Below are 14,605 nucleotides of genomic sequence, written 5' to 3'. Positions count from 1 at the left end.
GGCGTCGGTCGCCGTGACCGTGCCCAGCGTTACGCCCGCTGCCGTGCCTTCCGCATACTCGAACGTATCTGTCGCTTTATCGATGACCGTGTCGTTGTCGTTCACGTTCGTTTCTTTCAGCGTCACCTCGATCGTATCAACCGTGTTATCGCCCGAACCGTCCGTGCCCGTCGCCGTCACTGTGATTGTATGACTGTTGTCATCCAACTCGTAGTCGTTGGTGAACGCGGCATAACCCGCATCCGTCAGGCTGACCTCACCGGTCTGCTCATTCACGGTATACAGCGCTTCGCCATTATGGAACACGTTGTTTGCGTCAGCGATGCTGTACTCGATGTTGGTGCCATCGGCGTCGGTCGCCGTGACCGTGCCCAGCGTTACGCCCGCTGCCGTGCCTTCCGCATACTCGAACGTATCTGTCGCTTTATCGATGACCGTGTCGTTGTCGTTCACGTTCGTTTCTTTCAGCGTCACCATCGCTTCAGCTGTAGAGCCGCTACTGTCGGTCATCACCACTTGGTAGTCGCCGCTGTTATCCCCTTTCTCGAAATCGTTCACGTCCGCTGCCATGCCCGCTGCCGTAATGCTAATATCACCATTAGCATCGATGGTGTAGAAGCCGTCTTGACTAGTGTTGCTTAATGTGTCGTCACTGTGTTTGAACTGGTAATTGCTCACGCCATCTAGGTCGCTGCCTGATACGCTGCCAACCACCGCGTTTTCAACTTGGTTTTCCGCGTACGTCACCGTCTGCGCATCAAATGAAGATTGGTCATTTACTGGCGTAACCCCAACATCAACAGTGATTGTATCTGTACCACCCTGACCGTCATCAACCACAACAGTAAAGCTATCGCTTCCGTTGTAGTTCTCGTCCGGGGTGTATGTCCAATTACCATTTTCGTCAACGACTACCGAGCCATTCGACGGTTCTGTGCCTTTGCTAAACGTTAACTGATCGTTATCTGCGTCTGTTGCAGTGATTGAGCCACTTACTGGAGTATCTTCATCTGTGGTGACTGAAATATCTTCACCGACAGGTAAGTCATTGACTGGAGTAACGCCGACATTGACGGTTATGGTGTCCGTGCCACCTTGGCCGTCGGAGACAACAACCGTAAAGCTATCATCACCGTTGTAGTTTTCATTAGGTGTGTAGGTCCAGTCACCGTTTTCATCGACAACAACAGTTCCGTTTGAGGGATCAGTGGCTTTGGTGAAAGACAGAGAGTCACCGTCTTCGTCTGAAGCTGAAAGGGTTCCGTTTACTGGCGTGTCTTCCTCGGTTGTAAATGAGAGAGTGTCGCCGACAGGAGAGTTATTGTTGTCAACAAAGGTAGGGGCGTTGTTAGGTTGGTCAATCGAGCGGAAAGCATCAAGAAGACTCAAGCTTTGAGTTCTGGACATACCCAGCGCTTCAAAACCCGTAGTAACGAATTCTGTACCAGGAATGGTTTCTTCACCATCACGTTCAATAGTTCCGCTAGAAGCCAAACTTGAACCGTTTTGACCAGCTGCCGTTGCGAACTCTTCACCTAGCTCAGTTGGGTCTTGACCTTCTTCTAATGCGGCAAAGATATCTGCAATGTCTTGGTCGAGCTCAACCTCACCGCCATCTTCAGGCGAAAAACGCTTGACTGAAATCTGAGGTTCAGAGCTTCCATTTTGGGATTCTAAAACGACATCCCCAGCTTGCAAGGGCTGGCCATCGTCTAAAATTTTGATTGTACCATCTACCGAAATAACAATGCGTTGACCAAGTGCCAATGCACCGCTCGCATTCAATACTGTCATGTCCATATAAACCCCTAAAACCGATTTTCAATCAAAACGTCAAAATAGTGACATTTTATTTATAATATTAGGTAAAATATAACACTTAAAACTATATAATTCATAGTTATGAATGCATTATTTAACAAAGCCATGTACACACCAATGACAAAGATCACACAGAACAACATTTAAAACACTCTCAAAAGTGAGATAAGTTATTGTGTTAACGTAAAATAATTGAGATATTAGTAGACGTTGTAAGTGCTTAAAAACACCATAGAACGCACAGTGATCGGTTAACAAATTGACAACCATTTACGAGCACAATCGTAGTGATCGTGATTTTTTTGGCGGTTCATCTAAATTTTGTATATTATCTAGCAAAATTAAAACTCAGATGTGACTCATTTTGGAGAGATGCAAATTGAATAGGATTCAAACAACTACATTAAGTTTAGCCATCGCAATGGCCTTTCCAGCTGCGGCACAAACTCTAGAACAAGCCGTCGCTTTTACGTTGGAGAGCAATCCTGACATTAAAAGTGCATATAATGAGTATGTTAGTAAACGTTATATTAATGACGCTTCAGGTGGTGCTTATCGTCCAAGTATAGATCTAGATGGCGGAATTGGTTACGAACATACCGACTTGGTGACCAATCAAGATTCAACAGATCTGACACGTAAAGAAGCGACAATTACGTTGACTCAATTAATTTGGGATGGCTCTAACACTTCTAATGACATAGATCGTACCGCGGCTGATGCAGAATCCGTTCGCTATCAATTGCTCTCAAACGCCCAAGATATCGCTCTCGAAGTCACCAAAGTATACCTAGATGCCGTGAAGGCTTATGAAGTATTATCTCTTTCTGAAAACAACTTAGCTACGCACAAAGATATCTACAGAGATATTCGAAAACGTGTTGAGTCTGGTATCGGATCTACCGCTGATATGTCTCAGGTTGAAGCTCGTATTGCAAAAGCGCATGGTAATTTACTTGCAGCGCAAAACAATTTGTTTGATACACACACTCAATTCAAACGCATTGTTGGTCAGTCTCCATTAGGGTTGACCTTTCCCCGAGCAGACGCGGGAGCTATTCCCTACACGGTCGACGGTGCGCTTGCAAAGGCTTTTAACCAACATCCTGTTATCAAGATTGCCCAAGCCGATGTAGATTCAGCTAAGTTCCAATACAAACAGTCAAAAAGCACAAATTATCCGACGGTTTCTTTCGAAGCGGCACAAACCTGGCGTGATGATGCAGGTGGCAACGAAGGCAGCAGTGACGAATTTTCCGCGATGGTTCGCCTGAGATACAACCTGTATAACGGCGGAGCTGATCAAGATCGCGCTGAAAGTGCAGCTTACCAGCTGAATAAAGCCAAAGACCTGCGTGAAAGTACGTTTCGTAACGTGGAAGAAAGCCTGCGCTTATCATGGAGCGCGCTTGATTTAACCGTCCAACAAAAAGAATTCTTATCAGATCACGTAGACTCAGCATCAGATACGGTCATCTCTTACGAGAAACAATACCGTATCGGTAAACGAACCTTATTGGATTTACTTAACACTGAGAATGAACTCTTTGAAGCTCGTAAAGGTTACTTGGATGCCAAGTATGATGAACAATATGCGAAATACCGAGTCATGAACGCGACCGGCAACTTACTAATAGGACTTCGTGTCGATACCCCTCAAGAATGGAACGAAAAGGTGAAATACTAATGAAGCTGCTAAAAACTGTATTTCCGCTTTGTTTGCTGTTTGTTTCTACCAACATTTTAGCTGAAACAAACAATGAAGAGTTCGAATATCGAGCGCTTCCAGAGATCACGCAAAGTTATGATCTTGAAGATGACGACAATGATGGTGTCATTAACGCCCGCGATTTATGCATTGATACACAGATGGGTGCTGAGATAGACAATGATGGCTGTGGGTCGTATTTCGAATCTACGGAAGAGAAAGCACTTCATATTTTATTTGCCAACAATTCCACAGAAATTAACCCTGTATTCCTTGGTCAAATTAGACAAATGGCTGCGTTTCTTAAACGCTATGAAAGCACCAGTATTCAATTACAAGGTTATGCAAGTAAGGTTGGTAACGCTAAACATAACTTGATGTTGTCAAAAGAACGAGCATCCCATGTAAGGCGAGCGTTGATCAGTAATGGTATTCAGCCATCTAGAATCAACATAGTTGGGCATGGAGACAGTTCCTTTAGTAGTAATGACACTCAAATCAACCATGCGCTCCATCGAAAAGTTGTCGCTACCGTTGTCGGGTTTAAAGGCAATATCAAAGAAGAGTGGCATATCTTCACAAAAATTGGAAAGTAACTCGATCTACTCAAACTGAAACGTTACCTTTAGGTAGCGTTTCAGTCCTCCTATAAATCCTTAAATAGCATATACCTAAGCCGTCTATAATGTTAATCTTGCCACGTTATCAACATAGAGAATTAATCCATGAGCAAACTAACTGCTGATACTCAAGCAAATCTAGAACTTTTCGTTTCTGAAACACAAGAAACTAAGCTGGTATGGGGCCTTCGTAACGATGAGGGTTGGCTAGCATGTGACTCAAGTGAATTCGAAAGCAGCGAAGTAATGCCTTTTTGGTCTTCAAAAGAAGATGCTCAGACTCACAATGTTGAAGAATGGGCTGACTTTGAAGTATTGGAAATCCCACTAGATATCTTTGTAGAAGATTGGCTACTGACTCTTGCTGAGGACGGCGTTCTTGTTGGTACTAACTGGAATGCAACATTAGAAGGCAAAGAACTTGAGCCTTCTGATCTAGCGAAATTATACATCTAGTTTCCAATATCGGTCGTACGACACGTACGACCGATATCTCTCTAATATCCATCGATGAATTAGAGATACAACTCGCAGAAACCACCACTTATACCATCCAAAAATTGAAGCAACATCAAACTAATAATAGAATTTCGTTCTTTATCTGATTGATAGTCTATTGTGATTCACTCCGTTCTCATTACCTTTCTGCTTTTAACTAGCTTCGATTCTTATAGCCAAGTATCGACACTAGATCGCCATAACGATCCATCAATCATGTACTCAAAAACGAATTTGGGACCCACATCCAACGCTGATTGGAATGCGCTCTATTTATCCACTTTAACTCGTTCCCCTTCCCGAGCATTGAACATGCTGCAAACACGTTACACGAGCTTAAGTAACTATGGAGACAAGCTCTACCTTTCATCATTATTATACGACTACATGAGTCATCGCTCGCAGCCATTCTATGGTATTGATTCGAACAACAGTGAATACCAAGCAATAGAGAAAGCTTTTATTTCTGCGTTAATGAAAGACAGGCAAGGTCATTATGAGGACGCTCAACAGGGATTTTTGACGCTATTAACACAGATGCAATCACGCAATGATTCTACTGGGCGAGCTTTGCTAAAATACCAATTATGTCGTTCTCTTAATGAACAAGCTAAATATCATCAAGCGAACTATTATTGTTCTGCACTTCAAACTGATTTTCAAAACATCGTGGATCCAGTATTACCAAAATTCGCGATCTATAGGGTTATCGCCAATAATCACCATTTCCGTAGTGACTACCAAGCTGCGTTAAATACTTACTTATCATTGATCAACGTATTTCCACAGGGACATGATATTTCTGGGATCTATAACGATGTCGGCAACTTACTCAAAGAACTAAAACAGTACGAAAAATCAGAACAGTACCTTAAAGAAGCACTCATACTTAGAGCCGACACCTCTGATTTAATGAAAGCTCAAGTGCATCATAGCCTAGCCGATTTGTATCTCAGCCAAGATCAAAGTGAACTAGCAATAAATCATTTTCGAAAAGCCAAAGCAATGTTAGGCGAGTCTCCCCACAACTATGGTATCGCTTTAACAAACTTAGGCTTGGGAAAGGCCTACACACAAACACATGATTATGAGTTAGCAAAAACCTATTTGGTTGAGTCTCTTTCGGCTTCCAATGAGCTTAACAATGATGTAATTCGTATCAACGCTTATTTGGCAATAAGTGACATGTTCGAAGAACAACAGCTGACAACTGAAGCACTCAACTATGCACAGCAAGCTTTGGAGTTAGCTGAGCAAGTCACAAGACTAAAATACGTCGCGCAAGCACTTCTTCAGCTTTCTGACATTCACCAATCACTCAATAGTTACCAACAGGCCTTCTACTATTATCAACGACACTCAGCCATACAAATGGAAGCCAGAGACATCGATAACAGGTTAGCTTTTGAAGCACTTGACCTTACTCACGCCAAATATGAGCAAGAATTAAAGAGCTCTTTCTTAACACACCAGACAAGCCTCGATCGCCTTCAAATTGAGAAGATGGAACATCAAAGGTGGATGTACAATATCATTATGGTTGTATTACTTTGCGCTGTCAGCTTCACGATAGTAGCAAACAAAACCATTCGTGCGAGAGCCGCGATTGACGCAATGACCAAAGCGTACAACCGCACCGAAATAATTCGTAGGATCAAGCGAGTTAAACATTGCAAAGAAAACAAAAAACAGCACGTGCTTGTTTTACTCGACCTAGATAAATTTAAGCAGATTAATGATGAGCATGGCCACCCTACGGGTGACAGAGCGCTCGTTCACGTAAGCAGCCAACTAAGAAAACACTTAACTAAAGATGAGTTGTTTGGACGTTTAGGCGGCGAAGAGTTTCTTATCATGCTGACCGAGACCAAACCTTCAGAGGTTCGGGAGCGCGTTGAAGAACTGCATTATGCGATATCAAACAGTGTCTTCTTGTCTGAAAGTAAAAAGCCACTTAATGTAACCGCGAGTTTTGCTTATCTAGCAACCTCAAACGCATTAAGTGACTTTGATGATCTATATTCTGTTCTTGACCAAGCGCTGTATCAAGCAAAGAGTAACGGCCGAAACTGCATAATTGATGCTTATAATGAGCCGATTGATCTACCTGAAGCTATTTATACTCAGTCTGTTTGCGAACCAACTCAGCCATAATACTTTCACGATCAGCTAAGTAATCGTTAAGGCCGACCTTTCGTAGTTCACATGCTGGGCAATCACCACAACCATCACCGATGATACCGTTATAGCATGTCAGGGTTTTATTTCTCACAAGCTCAAGTGCTGAATATTGATCGGCCATCGCCCATGTTTCAGCTTTGTTTAGCCACATCAATGGTGTTTTGATATCAAACTGCTTGTCCATGCCTTGTACAAGCGCAGAATTCATTGCTTTTACGAAGTCATTACGGCAATCAGGGTAACCTGAGAAATCAGTTTCACACACACCTGTAATAACGGTTTCAGCACCAATCTGGTATGCATAGATACCAGCCAGCGTTAAGAAAAGGATGTTACGGCCAGGAACAAAGGAGTTCGGTAATCCATTTTCTTGTAGCTCATGAGACACTGGAATATCGTCACGAGTCAGAGAGCTAATAGCTAGCTCATTTAGAAGAGTCACATCCATCACTTTGTGCGCTTTCACACCAAGATCTTTCGACAATGACTGAGCCACTTCGATCTCTAATTTATGGCGTTGACCATAATCAAAAGTAATCGCGTGAACTTCATCATACTCTTTTAATGCTTGAACAAGGCATGTTGTGGAGTCTTGACCACCACTGAATACTACAACTGCTTTTTTCATCTTAAATCCTTACGAAAATCTTCTACTAGCGACTTATCTAGGCCAGTAAACAAATGCAACCTACGCGATGCTCAAATACTTGTGAGTTTGGATTGATAAGCGCCAATTGCGCTCAATGCAAGTATCAATACAAAGCTGCGTCGCGCGATCTTTCTGGCTAATTGGTTGCAATGCGATAACAGTTTCACTCGAAACATCAGCTCGCTCCAATAAACCATCCAGCTGTTCGATGTCTTTCCCAGTGCCTACTGGGTGCTTAATCTCGTTAGCGCGTTGTAAGGCGCTGTCTAAGATTTCCAGTTTCGCTTTCATCGCCACCTTTGGTGACACTGTAACCCAGGTATCACTGGTTGCTTTGACTTCTGATGTTCCGCTGGTCTCAATCTGACAGCGACAACCGTGTTGCTCAAATGCTTCAGTAAGAGGGACAAGATCATAAATGCACGGCTCGCCACCAGTAATCACAATGTGTTTAGCAGTATAACCTTGCTTGATGTATTCATTCACAATCCCTTGAGCATCGATAGCTGACCAAGTGGGTGAATCCTCTGTCTTAACCATGATATCGCCAAGGCTAGTTTCATCTTCGCGTAATGCTTCCCAAGTCTGTTTGGTGTCGCACCAAGAGCAGCCTACAGGACAAATTTGTAGACGAACAAAAACAGCAGGAACGCCAGTAAACACGCCCTCACCTTGGATAGTTTCAAACATTTCATTAATCTTGTACAACTTTCCCTCAGCTCAATCATTTGGTCAAATAAATCAACCGCAGACCTTAAAGCACTTACCCCTTTTGGTCAAACAATTGAGTATCGATAAATGAGTTGATCAAACCCCTAGCCTGAACTTTCAAGTTCCCTTATCCTTTCGCCTATTAGATTTTGTTAGCTTTTAATTTTTTGGTAAGGAACAACATGTACAAACTGATTGCTCTTGATATGGATGGCACACTGCTCAACAGTGACAAAGTAATTTCTCAAGAGAACAAAGATGCGATTGCCAAAGCACGTGCTGCAGGTGTAACAGTGGTTCTGGCTTCTGGTCGCCCTTTAGAAGGCATGCAAAGTAAGTTAGACGAACTTTCGATCAACGGCGAAGATGACTTTGTGCTCTTCTACAACGGCTCGATGGTTCAAAACGTATCTACACAAGAACTCATTCATAGCGAGATCAGCAATGGTAAAGCAGCGAAACAGATTGCAACACTTGCTGAACAGCTTGGTGGCTATGTTCATGCATTCAGTAAAATTCATGGATTAATCACACCTGAAAACAATGAATACACAGCCATTGAAGCTCGTATTAACGGTTTAGAGATTACCGAGTTCGATTTTTCTCAGCTAGAAGACGACCACGAAATCATCAAAACAATGATCGTGGCTGAGCCAATAAAGCTGACCGAAATAATCAGCCTATTACCACCAGAACTTAAGACTCAATTTACTATCGTACAGAGCGCACCATTCTTCTTAGAGTTCTTAAACCCTAACTCAAACAAAGGAGTTGGTATCGAAGCTATTGCTAAACACCTAGGCATTAATGCAGAAGAAGTGATTTGTATGGGAGACGCTGAAAATGACCATCATATGCTTGAATACGCGGGTCTTGGCATTGCAATGGACAACGCAATGGCAGAAACCAAGAAGTTGGCTGATCACATTACGGCAAGCAATGATGATCACGGTGTAGCCGTCGCGATTGAACAATTTGTCTTCAACTCATAAACGTTAGATAAACACATTTGACTGTGGGTTCAAATAAAGAAGGCTGTGCACTGCACAGCCTTCTTTTTCATTCGTAGTTTCTTTTATTGTCTTTTCCAAGGCAGGCGAAATGCCACAACACCCAATAAAATTAGGATTGGAAAACGCAAAGTCTCAATGATAAATGAGGCGATACCACTAAATGAAACGAAGCTTCCACCCCAACTGATCAACAGGTTACCGGCAAGTAACATCACCATAACTCCAAAGACGATGTTGAATGAGAATTGACCAACTAGAGGTTTAGAGTCCGTTAACGTAACCAAGCATGCAATTGTCATCAAAATTGCCACCCAGAAAGAGAATGTTGGCAATGGCCAAATAACGGTAAGAACAATTGATAGTAGACACAGCCCCCACCAAACACCTTTAGAGCTCAATAAAGCGCTGATATCAACATCGGGTATCGAATCTAATCTCACAATATGCCAAGTTGTTAATGCACCTAGCACGCCCCCCATCAAAACATCGCTAAAGAACGCACTGCCCGAATAAGCTTTGAACAACATGATCCACAACAAACCAAAAATGACAGTCAACAGCGACTTTGTTTCAAACAGACGTTCCAACTTCCAAAGTACTAACAATGTTAAGCTAACCCACAACGCAGCTAACAGACTAGGAAAGCTATAACCACTACTCATCACCAACTTCAAGGTTGGAAGGTAGGCATGTGGACGAGGAAAACCAAAACCTTGATGGGCGATTAAAGTAAGCAATGTTACCGATATCAATGTAAAACCAAACTTCAATGCAAAGTTACGCCCAAAATGCCAAGCCACCAGCGGCAAGATCACGATAAAGACCCATGGCTTCGCCAGCAAATCGGTCAACAGTACCGTAATAGAAAACACACTCGGTATCGTATCGAACACATTTTGAAGTGAGACAATCCAGTTCAACTCGACTTGATGAATTGCTGGCGCGGCACCCATCAACTCAGTAACGTAAGTCACCGGTTGGTCTGTCGCTGATAAAAACAGGTCGTTAATCTCTGCCCACTGCTCTGGGTAACGATATTGATTGGCTTGCAGTTCGGTGGGAGGTAATAACATAGCCCTACTCACTTCTACGCCATAATGAGGCGCGAACCAAATAGGAAGCTCGAAGCCACCCAACTCATTTCGAGCTTTGTAGCTGATCACTTCAGAATCAGAAACACAATCAAACACAACAGCGCTATCGGTATAACCCAATACATCGCCGACCGTAACGGACAACCCCGCCTCTTCCCATGTTTCACGTTGCGCAGCGGCGGCTGGCGGCTCACCAGAAACAACTGTGCCACCCGGCAGAGATAAATGACCGGTGATCAATTCGTCAACCAACACGATTTGGTTATCAGCACGAATGACACACAAAGCACCTGCGATATGATCGGGCAACATGTTATTAGCCCAAGCAGAAGTCACACTCAAAAAAGACAGAATAAAAGTTAATACATATCGAATAATCAACGAATTTACCTAAAATAAAGAAGAAAGAGAAGTCTGCTAAGGCATTTTGCCTAGTGTAATCAAACCCACACAAAATCGCTGTCTATGTTTTGTGCAAAGACTTCCTCATCCATTGAATGTGAGGAGTGAACCCCATTTTTTGATAGAAGTCCTTGGCAGGTGAGTTAAAGTGCCAAACCTCCACAAAAACCTGTGTCACGCCATAATCTTCAAACGTTGATTCAATTCGATTCAATAGTATTTTCGCTACGTCTGCTTTGCGGTATTCAGGCAACACAAAAAGCTCATCAACGCTGCCCATCTGAACCGGCTTACTCACCGTTGAGATCAGCTCACAGAAGTGCCCAGAAATAAAACCAACAATCAGTTCCCCTCTTAATGCCACGTACACCAAACATTCAGGGTCATCTAAGTATCGTGCGATACTCTTTTCCTGTTCTATCTCTTCCGCTGTTTTAAAATGCTCAGGACACGCAATATGATGATGGTGGTGGAGATCAAACATCAACTCATTAAGTTGCTCTAGATCGGTGTGCTTTGCTGCCCTTAAGGTGACATTCATGACGAGTACGCTTCTCAAACCAAATTAGTATCTAAATTGAGTCTAGTTTACTTGCAGTCAGTATCTATACAAGTGATTGAATTAATTCATTGTTTGAACAGCGCATTTTAGATACAAAAATGGCCACATTATTGTGACCATTTTTTTGATTTAACTTATTTTAAAGTGATTAGACGAGAATAAGAGCTAGCGGTTACGCTCCGTCGTTGTCTTTCTCAGTTTTCAGTTCAGCAAGCTGTTGTTCCAACTCAATCAGCTTAATCTCTGCTTCTACCTCAGCAACTCGCTTTTCAGCATCGGTGCGATTATCTTGTGCTAAACCGTCAGCAGTCACTTGAGTTCTTTGAGCATTTCTTGCGTCATCGGTATCTTTCATCGAACCAGCGACTCCACCTGTTACACCTCCTAGTGCAGCCCCCTTAACCGCTAAGCTCGCGTCTCCGGTCAGCGCTCCAGCCGTCGCTCCGAGTAAAGCACCACCAATAGCACCACGATTACGCGCTGCGTTTTCATTTTCGTTATCAGTGGCAGGAGATGCACAGCCAGAAAGAGTCACAATCAGTGTCGCTAAAAGGAAAGGTTTAGTGAATGTCATAGGAGTCTCGCTTTGGTTTCGTTTGGAATGAAGCTATCTTAAACAGAACGCTTAGTGAGATAAATAAAGGCCAGTTTAGGCGATACATAATGATTGACTATGTATTAATCAATCAACACATCATTATTTGGAAATATTGGATTTATCACTTTTCCGTAGATACAAAAAGACGACCGATAAGGCCGCCTCAATAACTCTAGTAATCTAATAATCTAATAATCTAATAATCTAATAATCTGTTTTAGCCTTTCGACCAAAAGTTCTGCATATCTGCTGCACTAGGAGGCGGCCTTACACCACAATCTCGATAATGATTTTTATCACCAATTCCAAGTATTTTCCCATTCTCCTCATCGATCATAGCGGCAACTTTAACATTGTCGCCAACGTGTCGAGTCAACACTACGATCTCTCCTGCTCTTTCAGACCTTACCGCGCCCAGAATTTGATATTCGTAGTGACCTTTTCTTGAATTGACGATCATTTTGGAATTCATCGGGTCAAAATCATCCCCATCTCTTATATCAAACACAGCTTGATATAAATCGACGCCAGTCTTGGACACACATTTAAATACTTTTGGGTGGTTCAGGGGTTCTAGCAGCACTCGGCTAACCTCATCCTTTGAAGTAGCAGCATCAACTGCACCACTAGCAAGTAAAGCGATAAGCAAAAAATAGGCTCGCATAGAGTGACCTCAATATGTGGGAATCACAATGAGGTCATAATAAGCAAACTGTCTGGTAAGATGAATAAAGTAAAGTTTAGGTAAAACATCACTAATGGTTATGTTTAAGCAAGCCAACTCATATCCCAGATTCAACCTAATTCTACTTAGCGCCAATGACGTTATTTATGCCGATACTATCTACCCAGCTTCTCGGCAATCTCAGTTAAGCTTGTCGGATCATCAATCGTCGAAGGCACCACATACTGCTCACCTTCTGCAATTTGACGAATGGTTCTGCGCAAGATCTTACCTGAACGAGTCTTCGGTAACCTCTCAACAACTAAAGCTCGTTTGAAACAGGCGACAGCGCCGATTTCATTACGAACCTTACCAACTAATTCAGCTTGTAACTCAATATCATCAACTTTCACGCCATCTTTTAGCACAACTAAACCAAGCGGTAGTTGCCCTTTCAAGTCGTCATGAATACCGACAACGGCACATTCAGCAATCGCGGGGTGACCACCAACGATCTCTTCCATTTCCCCAGTAGACAGACGATGCCCTGCCACGTTTATCACATCATCAATACGCCCCATGATAAACAAATATCCCTCATCATCGAGGTAGCCGCCATCACCGGAGACATAGTAACCCGGGAATTGGCTCAGATAGCCGGATTCAAATCTATCATGGTTGCGCCAGACCGTAGGTAAACAACCCGGAGGTAAAGGACGCTTGAGCGCGACAAAACCTTGTTGATGGGGTTCAGCCACTTCGCCTAATTCATTAAGAATTTCTACTTGGTAACCTGGTACAGGCTTGGTAGAAGAACCCGCTTTAACCGGCAAAGATTCCAGCCCTGTAGAATTTGCGGAGATAGCCCAACCTGTTTCTGTTTGCCACCAATGGTCAATAACTGGCTTATTAGTATGGGATTCCACCCAATCTAATGTCGGAGGGTCCAAACGTTCACCAGCCATAAAAATTGATTTAAGCGACGACAAATCATAGTTCTCAAGTAATTTCCCGTCAGGATCTTCCTTCTTGATCGCCCTAAACGCCGTTGGGGCAGAAAACAATACATCAACATTGTATTCTTCACAAACACGCCAGAATGCGCCTGGATCGGGAGTTCTTACCGGCTTACCTTCAAACAGAATAGAGGTGCAACCGTGAATCAGTGGCGCATACACAATATAGGAATGGCCGACAACCCAACCCACGTCAGATGCCGCCCAAAAAACACCATCTTGCGGCATATCGTAGATAGTGCTCATCGAGTACTTCATCGCGACCGCGTGACCACCATTATCACGGACTACGCCTTTCGGCTTACCGGTGGTTCCGGATGTATAGAGGATATATAAAGGATCGGTTGCCAAAACGGGAACGCAGCTATGTGGTAGCGAATCCGCAACGGCCTGCTGCCAAAGTACGTCCCTATCTTGGTTCAGTTCAGCCAGACATTGCTCTCTTTGGAATACCACGACTTTTTCTGGTTTCCAACGGCTGTCCATGATCGCTCGATCAACCATTGGCTTATATGGCAGAACCTTGTTTATCTCGACTCCACAAGACGCTGTAATCAACACCTTAGGCTCAGCATCTTCGATACGAACTGCAAGTTCATGAGGAGCAAAACCGCCAAACACCACAGAGTGCACAGCCCCCAAACGGGCACACGCTAGCATTGCCATCGCTGCTTCGGGAATCATCGGCATATAAATAACCACACGATCACCTTTGGTCACGCCCTGCGTTGCCAACATGCCTGCGACTTTTGCCACTTGGTCACGTAATTTGTTGTAAGTGTAGGACGACTGAGTACCCGTTACAGGCGAGTCGTAAATCAACGCCACTTTATCACCGCGACCATTTTCACAATGATAATCCAACGCCAACCAACACGTATTCATCACCCCATCAGGAAACCAACGTTCAATACCGTTATCGTCAGTTTGTAATATCGTTTTTGGTGGTTCAAACCAATCGATCGCTTGTGCTTGTGTTTCCCAGAACGAATTAGGGTCTTCCCTCGCCCATTGATATTCGGTGATGTAATCTGTTTTTTTATTCATTCGATTCGTAGCAGACATAGT

13 protein-coding genes are annotated in these 14,605 nt (G+C 43.4%); 5 read left to right on the top strand and 8 right to left on the bottom strand.

Annotation, left to right across the window (positions count from 1 at the left end; genetic code table 11):
- A partial coding sequence (locus AACW75_RS06110; RefSeq protein WP_237297679.1) for an Ig-like domain-containing protein occupies positions 1-1,800 on the bottom strand: 1,800 nt, incomplete at its 3' end.
- Positions 1,801-2,242: 442 nt separating this feature from the next.
- Between AACW75_RS06110 and AACW75_RS06105 the strand changes: the two genes are divergently transcribed.
- The 4 genes from AACW75_RS06105 (at position 2,243) to AACW75_RS06090 (ending at position 6,801) form a co-directional block, all read left to right on the top strand.
- Positions 2,243-3,508: a TolC family outer membrane protein gene (locus AACW75_RS06105; RefSeq protein ID WP_029225227.1), complete on the top strand. Its 1,266-nt coding sequence runs from the start codon at positions 2,243-2,245 to the stop codon at positions 3,506-3,508.
- The gene (locus AACW75_RS06100; RefSeq protein WP_017076335.1) at positions 3,508-4,125 is read left to right on the top strand and encodes an OmpA family protein; all 618 of its coding nucleotides are present in this window, start codon (positions 3,508-3,510) and stop codon (positions 4,123-4,125) included. The genes AACW75_RS06105 and AACW75_RS06100 overlap by 1 nt, the downstream gene beginning before the upstream one ends.
- 129 nt (positions 4,126-4,254) lie before the next feature.
- Positions 4,255-4,605, top strand: a complete 351-nt coding sequence (locus AACW75_RS06095; RefSeq protein WP_017076336.1) for a DUF2750 domain-containing protein — start codon at positions 4,255-4,257, stop codon at positions 4,603-4,605.
- A gap of 162 nt (positions 4,606-4,767) precedes the next feature.
- A complete protein-coding gene (locus tag AACW75_RS06090) occupies positions 4,768-6,801 on the top strand; it encodes a tetratricopeptide repeat-containing diguanylate cyclase (RefSeq protein ID WP_145570298.1) in 2,034 nt (677 codons plus the stop codon).
- Here AACW75_RS06090 and queC read toward each other — a convergent pair.
- Positions 6,761-7,456 (bottom strand): 7-cyano-7-deazaguanine synthase QueC, encoded by a 696-nt coding sequence (gene queC, locus AACW75_RS06085; RefSeq protein WP_145570296.1) that lies wholly within the window; start codon positions 7,454-7,456, stop codon positions 6,761-6,763. The two genes, AACW75_RS06090 and queC, sit on opposite strands and share 41 nt — an antisense overlap.
- A 60-nt stretch (positions 7,457-7,516) precedes the next feature.
- Entirely contained in the window at positions 7,517-8,185 is a 669-nt protein-coding gene (gene queE / locus AACW75_RS06080) for a 7-carboxy-7-deazaguanine synthase QueE (RefSeq protein ID WP_318276491.1), read from the bottom strand.
- Positions 8,186-8,370: 185 nt separating this feature from the next.
- Between queE and AACW75_RS06075 the strand changes: the two genes are divergently transcribed.
- A complete protein-coding gene (locus tag AACW75_RS06075) occupies positions 8,371-9,180 on the top strand; it encodes a Cof-type HAD-IIB family hydrolase (protein WP_145570292.1) in 810 nt (269 codons plus the stop codon).
- An 83-nt stretch (positions 9,181-9,263) separates the two neighbouring features.
- On the opposite strand, the gene AACW75_RS06070 is transcribed toward AACW75_RS06075, so the two are convergent.
- The 5 genes from AACW75_RS06070 to AACW75_RS06050 form a co-directional block, all read right to left on the bottom strand.
- The gene (locus tag AACW75_RS06070) at positions 9,264-10,676 is read right to left on the bottom strand and encodes a bifunctional NUDIX hydrolase/phosphatase PAP2 family protein (RefSeq protein ID WP_145570290.1); all 1,413 of its coding nucleotides are present in this window, start codon (positions 10,674-10,676) and stop codon (positions 9,264-9,266) included.
- An 82-nt stretch (positions 10,677-10,758) separates the two neighbouring features.
- Positions 10,759-11,238 carry a GNAT family N-acetyltransferase gene (locus AACW75_RS06065; protein WP_017076342.1) on the bottom strand — a complete coding sequence of 160 codons (480 nt, stop codon included), beginning with the start codon at positions 11,236-11,238 and terminating at the stop codon, positions 10,759-10,761.
- 193 nt (positions 11,239-11,431) lie between these two features.
- Positions 11,432-11,833, bottom strand: coding sequence for a glycine zipper domain-containing protein (locus tag AACW75_RS06060; RefSeq protein ID WP_017076343.1), 402 nt, complete (start codon positions 11,831-11,833; stop codon positions 11,432-11,434).
- A 241-nt stretch (positions 11,834-12,074) separates the two neighbouring features.
- Positions 12,075-12,521: a hypothetical protein gene (locus tag AACW75_RS06055; RefSeq protein WP_145570288.1), complete on the bottom strand. Its 447-nt coding sequence runs from the start codon at positions 12,519-12,521 to the stop codon at positions 12,075-12,077.
- Positions 12,522-12,697: 176 nt separating this feature from the next.
- A complete protein-coding gene (locus tag AACW75_RS06050) occupies positions 12,698-14,602 on the bottom strand; it encodes a propionyl-CoA synthetase (RefSeq protein ID WP_237297677.1) in 1,905 nt (634 codons plus the stop codon).
- Between the last annotated feature and the right edge of the window lie 3 nt (positions 14,603-14,605).

The sequence above is a fragment of the Vibrio sp. L3-7 genome, from assembly GCF_963898195.1.
Lineage (GTDB): Bacteria > Pseudomonadota > Gammaproteobacteria > Enterobacterales > Vibrionaceae > Vibrio > Vibrio echinoideorum.
This window is presented reverse-complemented; position numbering and strand designations above follow the sequence as displayed.

Excerpts from the sequence above, each read along its gene's own strand:
- AACW75_RS06105 (WP_029225227.1), top strand. The coding sequence starts at position 2,243 with ATGGCCTTTCCAGCTGCGGCACAAACTCTAGAACAAGCCGTCGCTTTT.
- AACW75_RS06100 (WP_017076335.1), top strand. The coding sequence starts at position 3,508 with ATGAAGCTGCTAAAAACTGTATTTCCGCTTTGTTTGCTGTTTGTTTCT.
- AACW75_RS06095 (WP_017076336.1), top strand. The coding sequence starts at position 4,255 with ATGAGCAAACTAACTGCTGATACTCAAGCAAATCTAGAACTTTTCGTT.
- queC (WP_145570296.1), bottom strand. The coding sequence starts at position 7,456 with ATGAAAAAAGCAGTTGTAGTATTCAGTGGTGGTCAAGACTCCACAACA.
- AACW75_RS06075 (WP_145570292.1), top strand. The coding sequence starts at position 8,371 with ATGTACAAACTGATTGCTCTTGATATGGATGGCACACTGCTCAACAGT.
- AACW75_RS06065 (WP_017076342.1), bottom strand. The coding sequence starts at position 11,238 with ATGAATGTCACCTTAAGGGCAGCAAAGCACACCGATCTAGAGCAACTT.
- AACW75_RS06060 (WP_017076343.1), bottom strand. The coding sequence starts at position 11,833 with ATGACATTCACTAAACCTTTCCTTTTAGCGACACTGATTGTGACTCTT.
- AACW75_RS06055 (WP_145570288.1), bottom strand. The coding sequence starts at position 12,521 with ATGCGAGCCTATTTTTTGCTTATCGCTTTACTTGCTAGTGGTGCAGTT.
- AACW75_RS06050 (WP_237297677.1), bottom strand. The coding sequence starts at position 14,602 with ATGTCTGCTACGAATCGAATGAATAAAAAAACAGATTACATCACCGAA.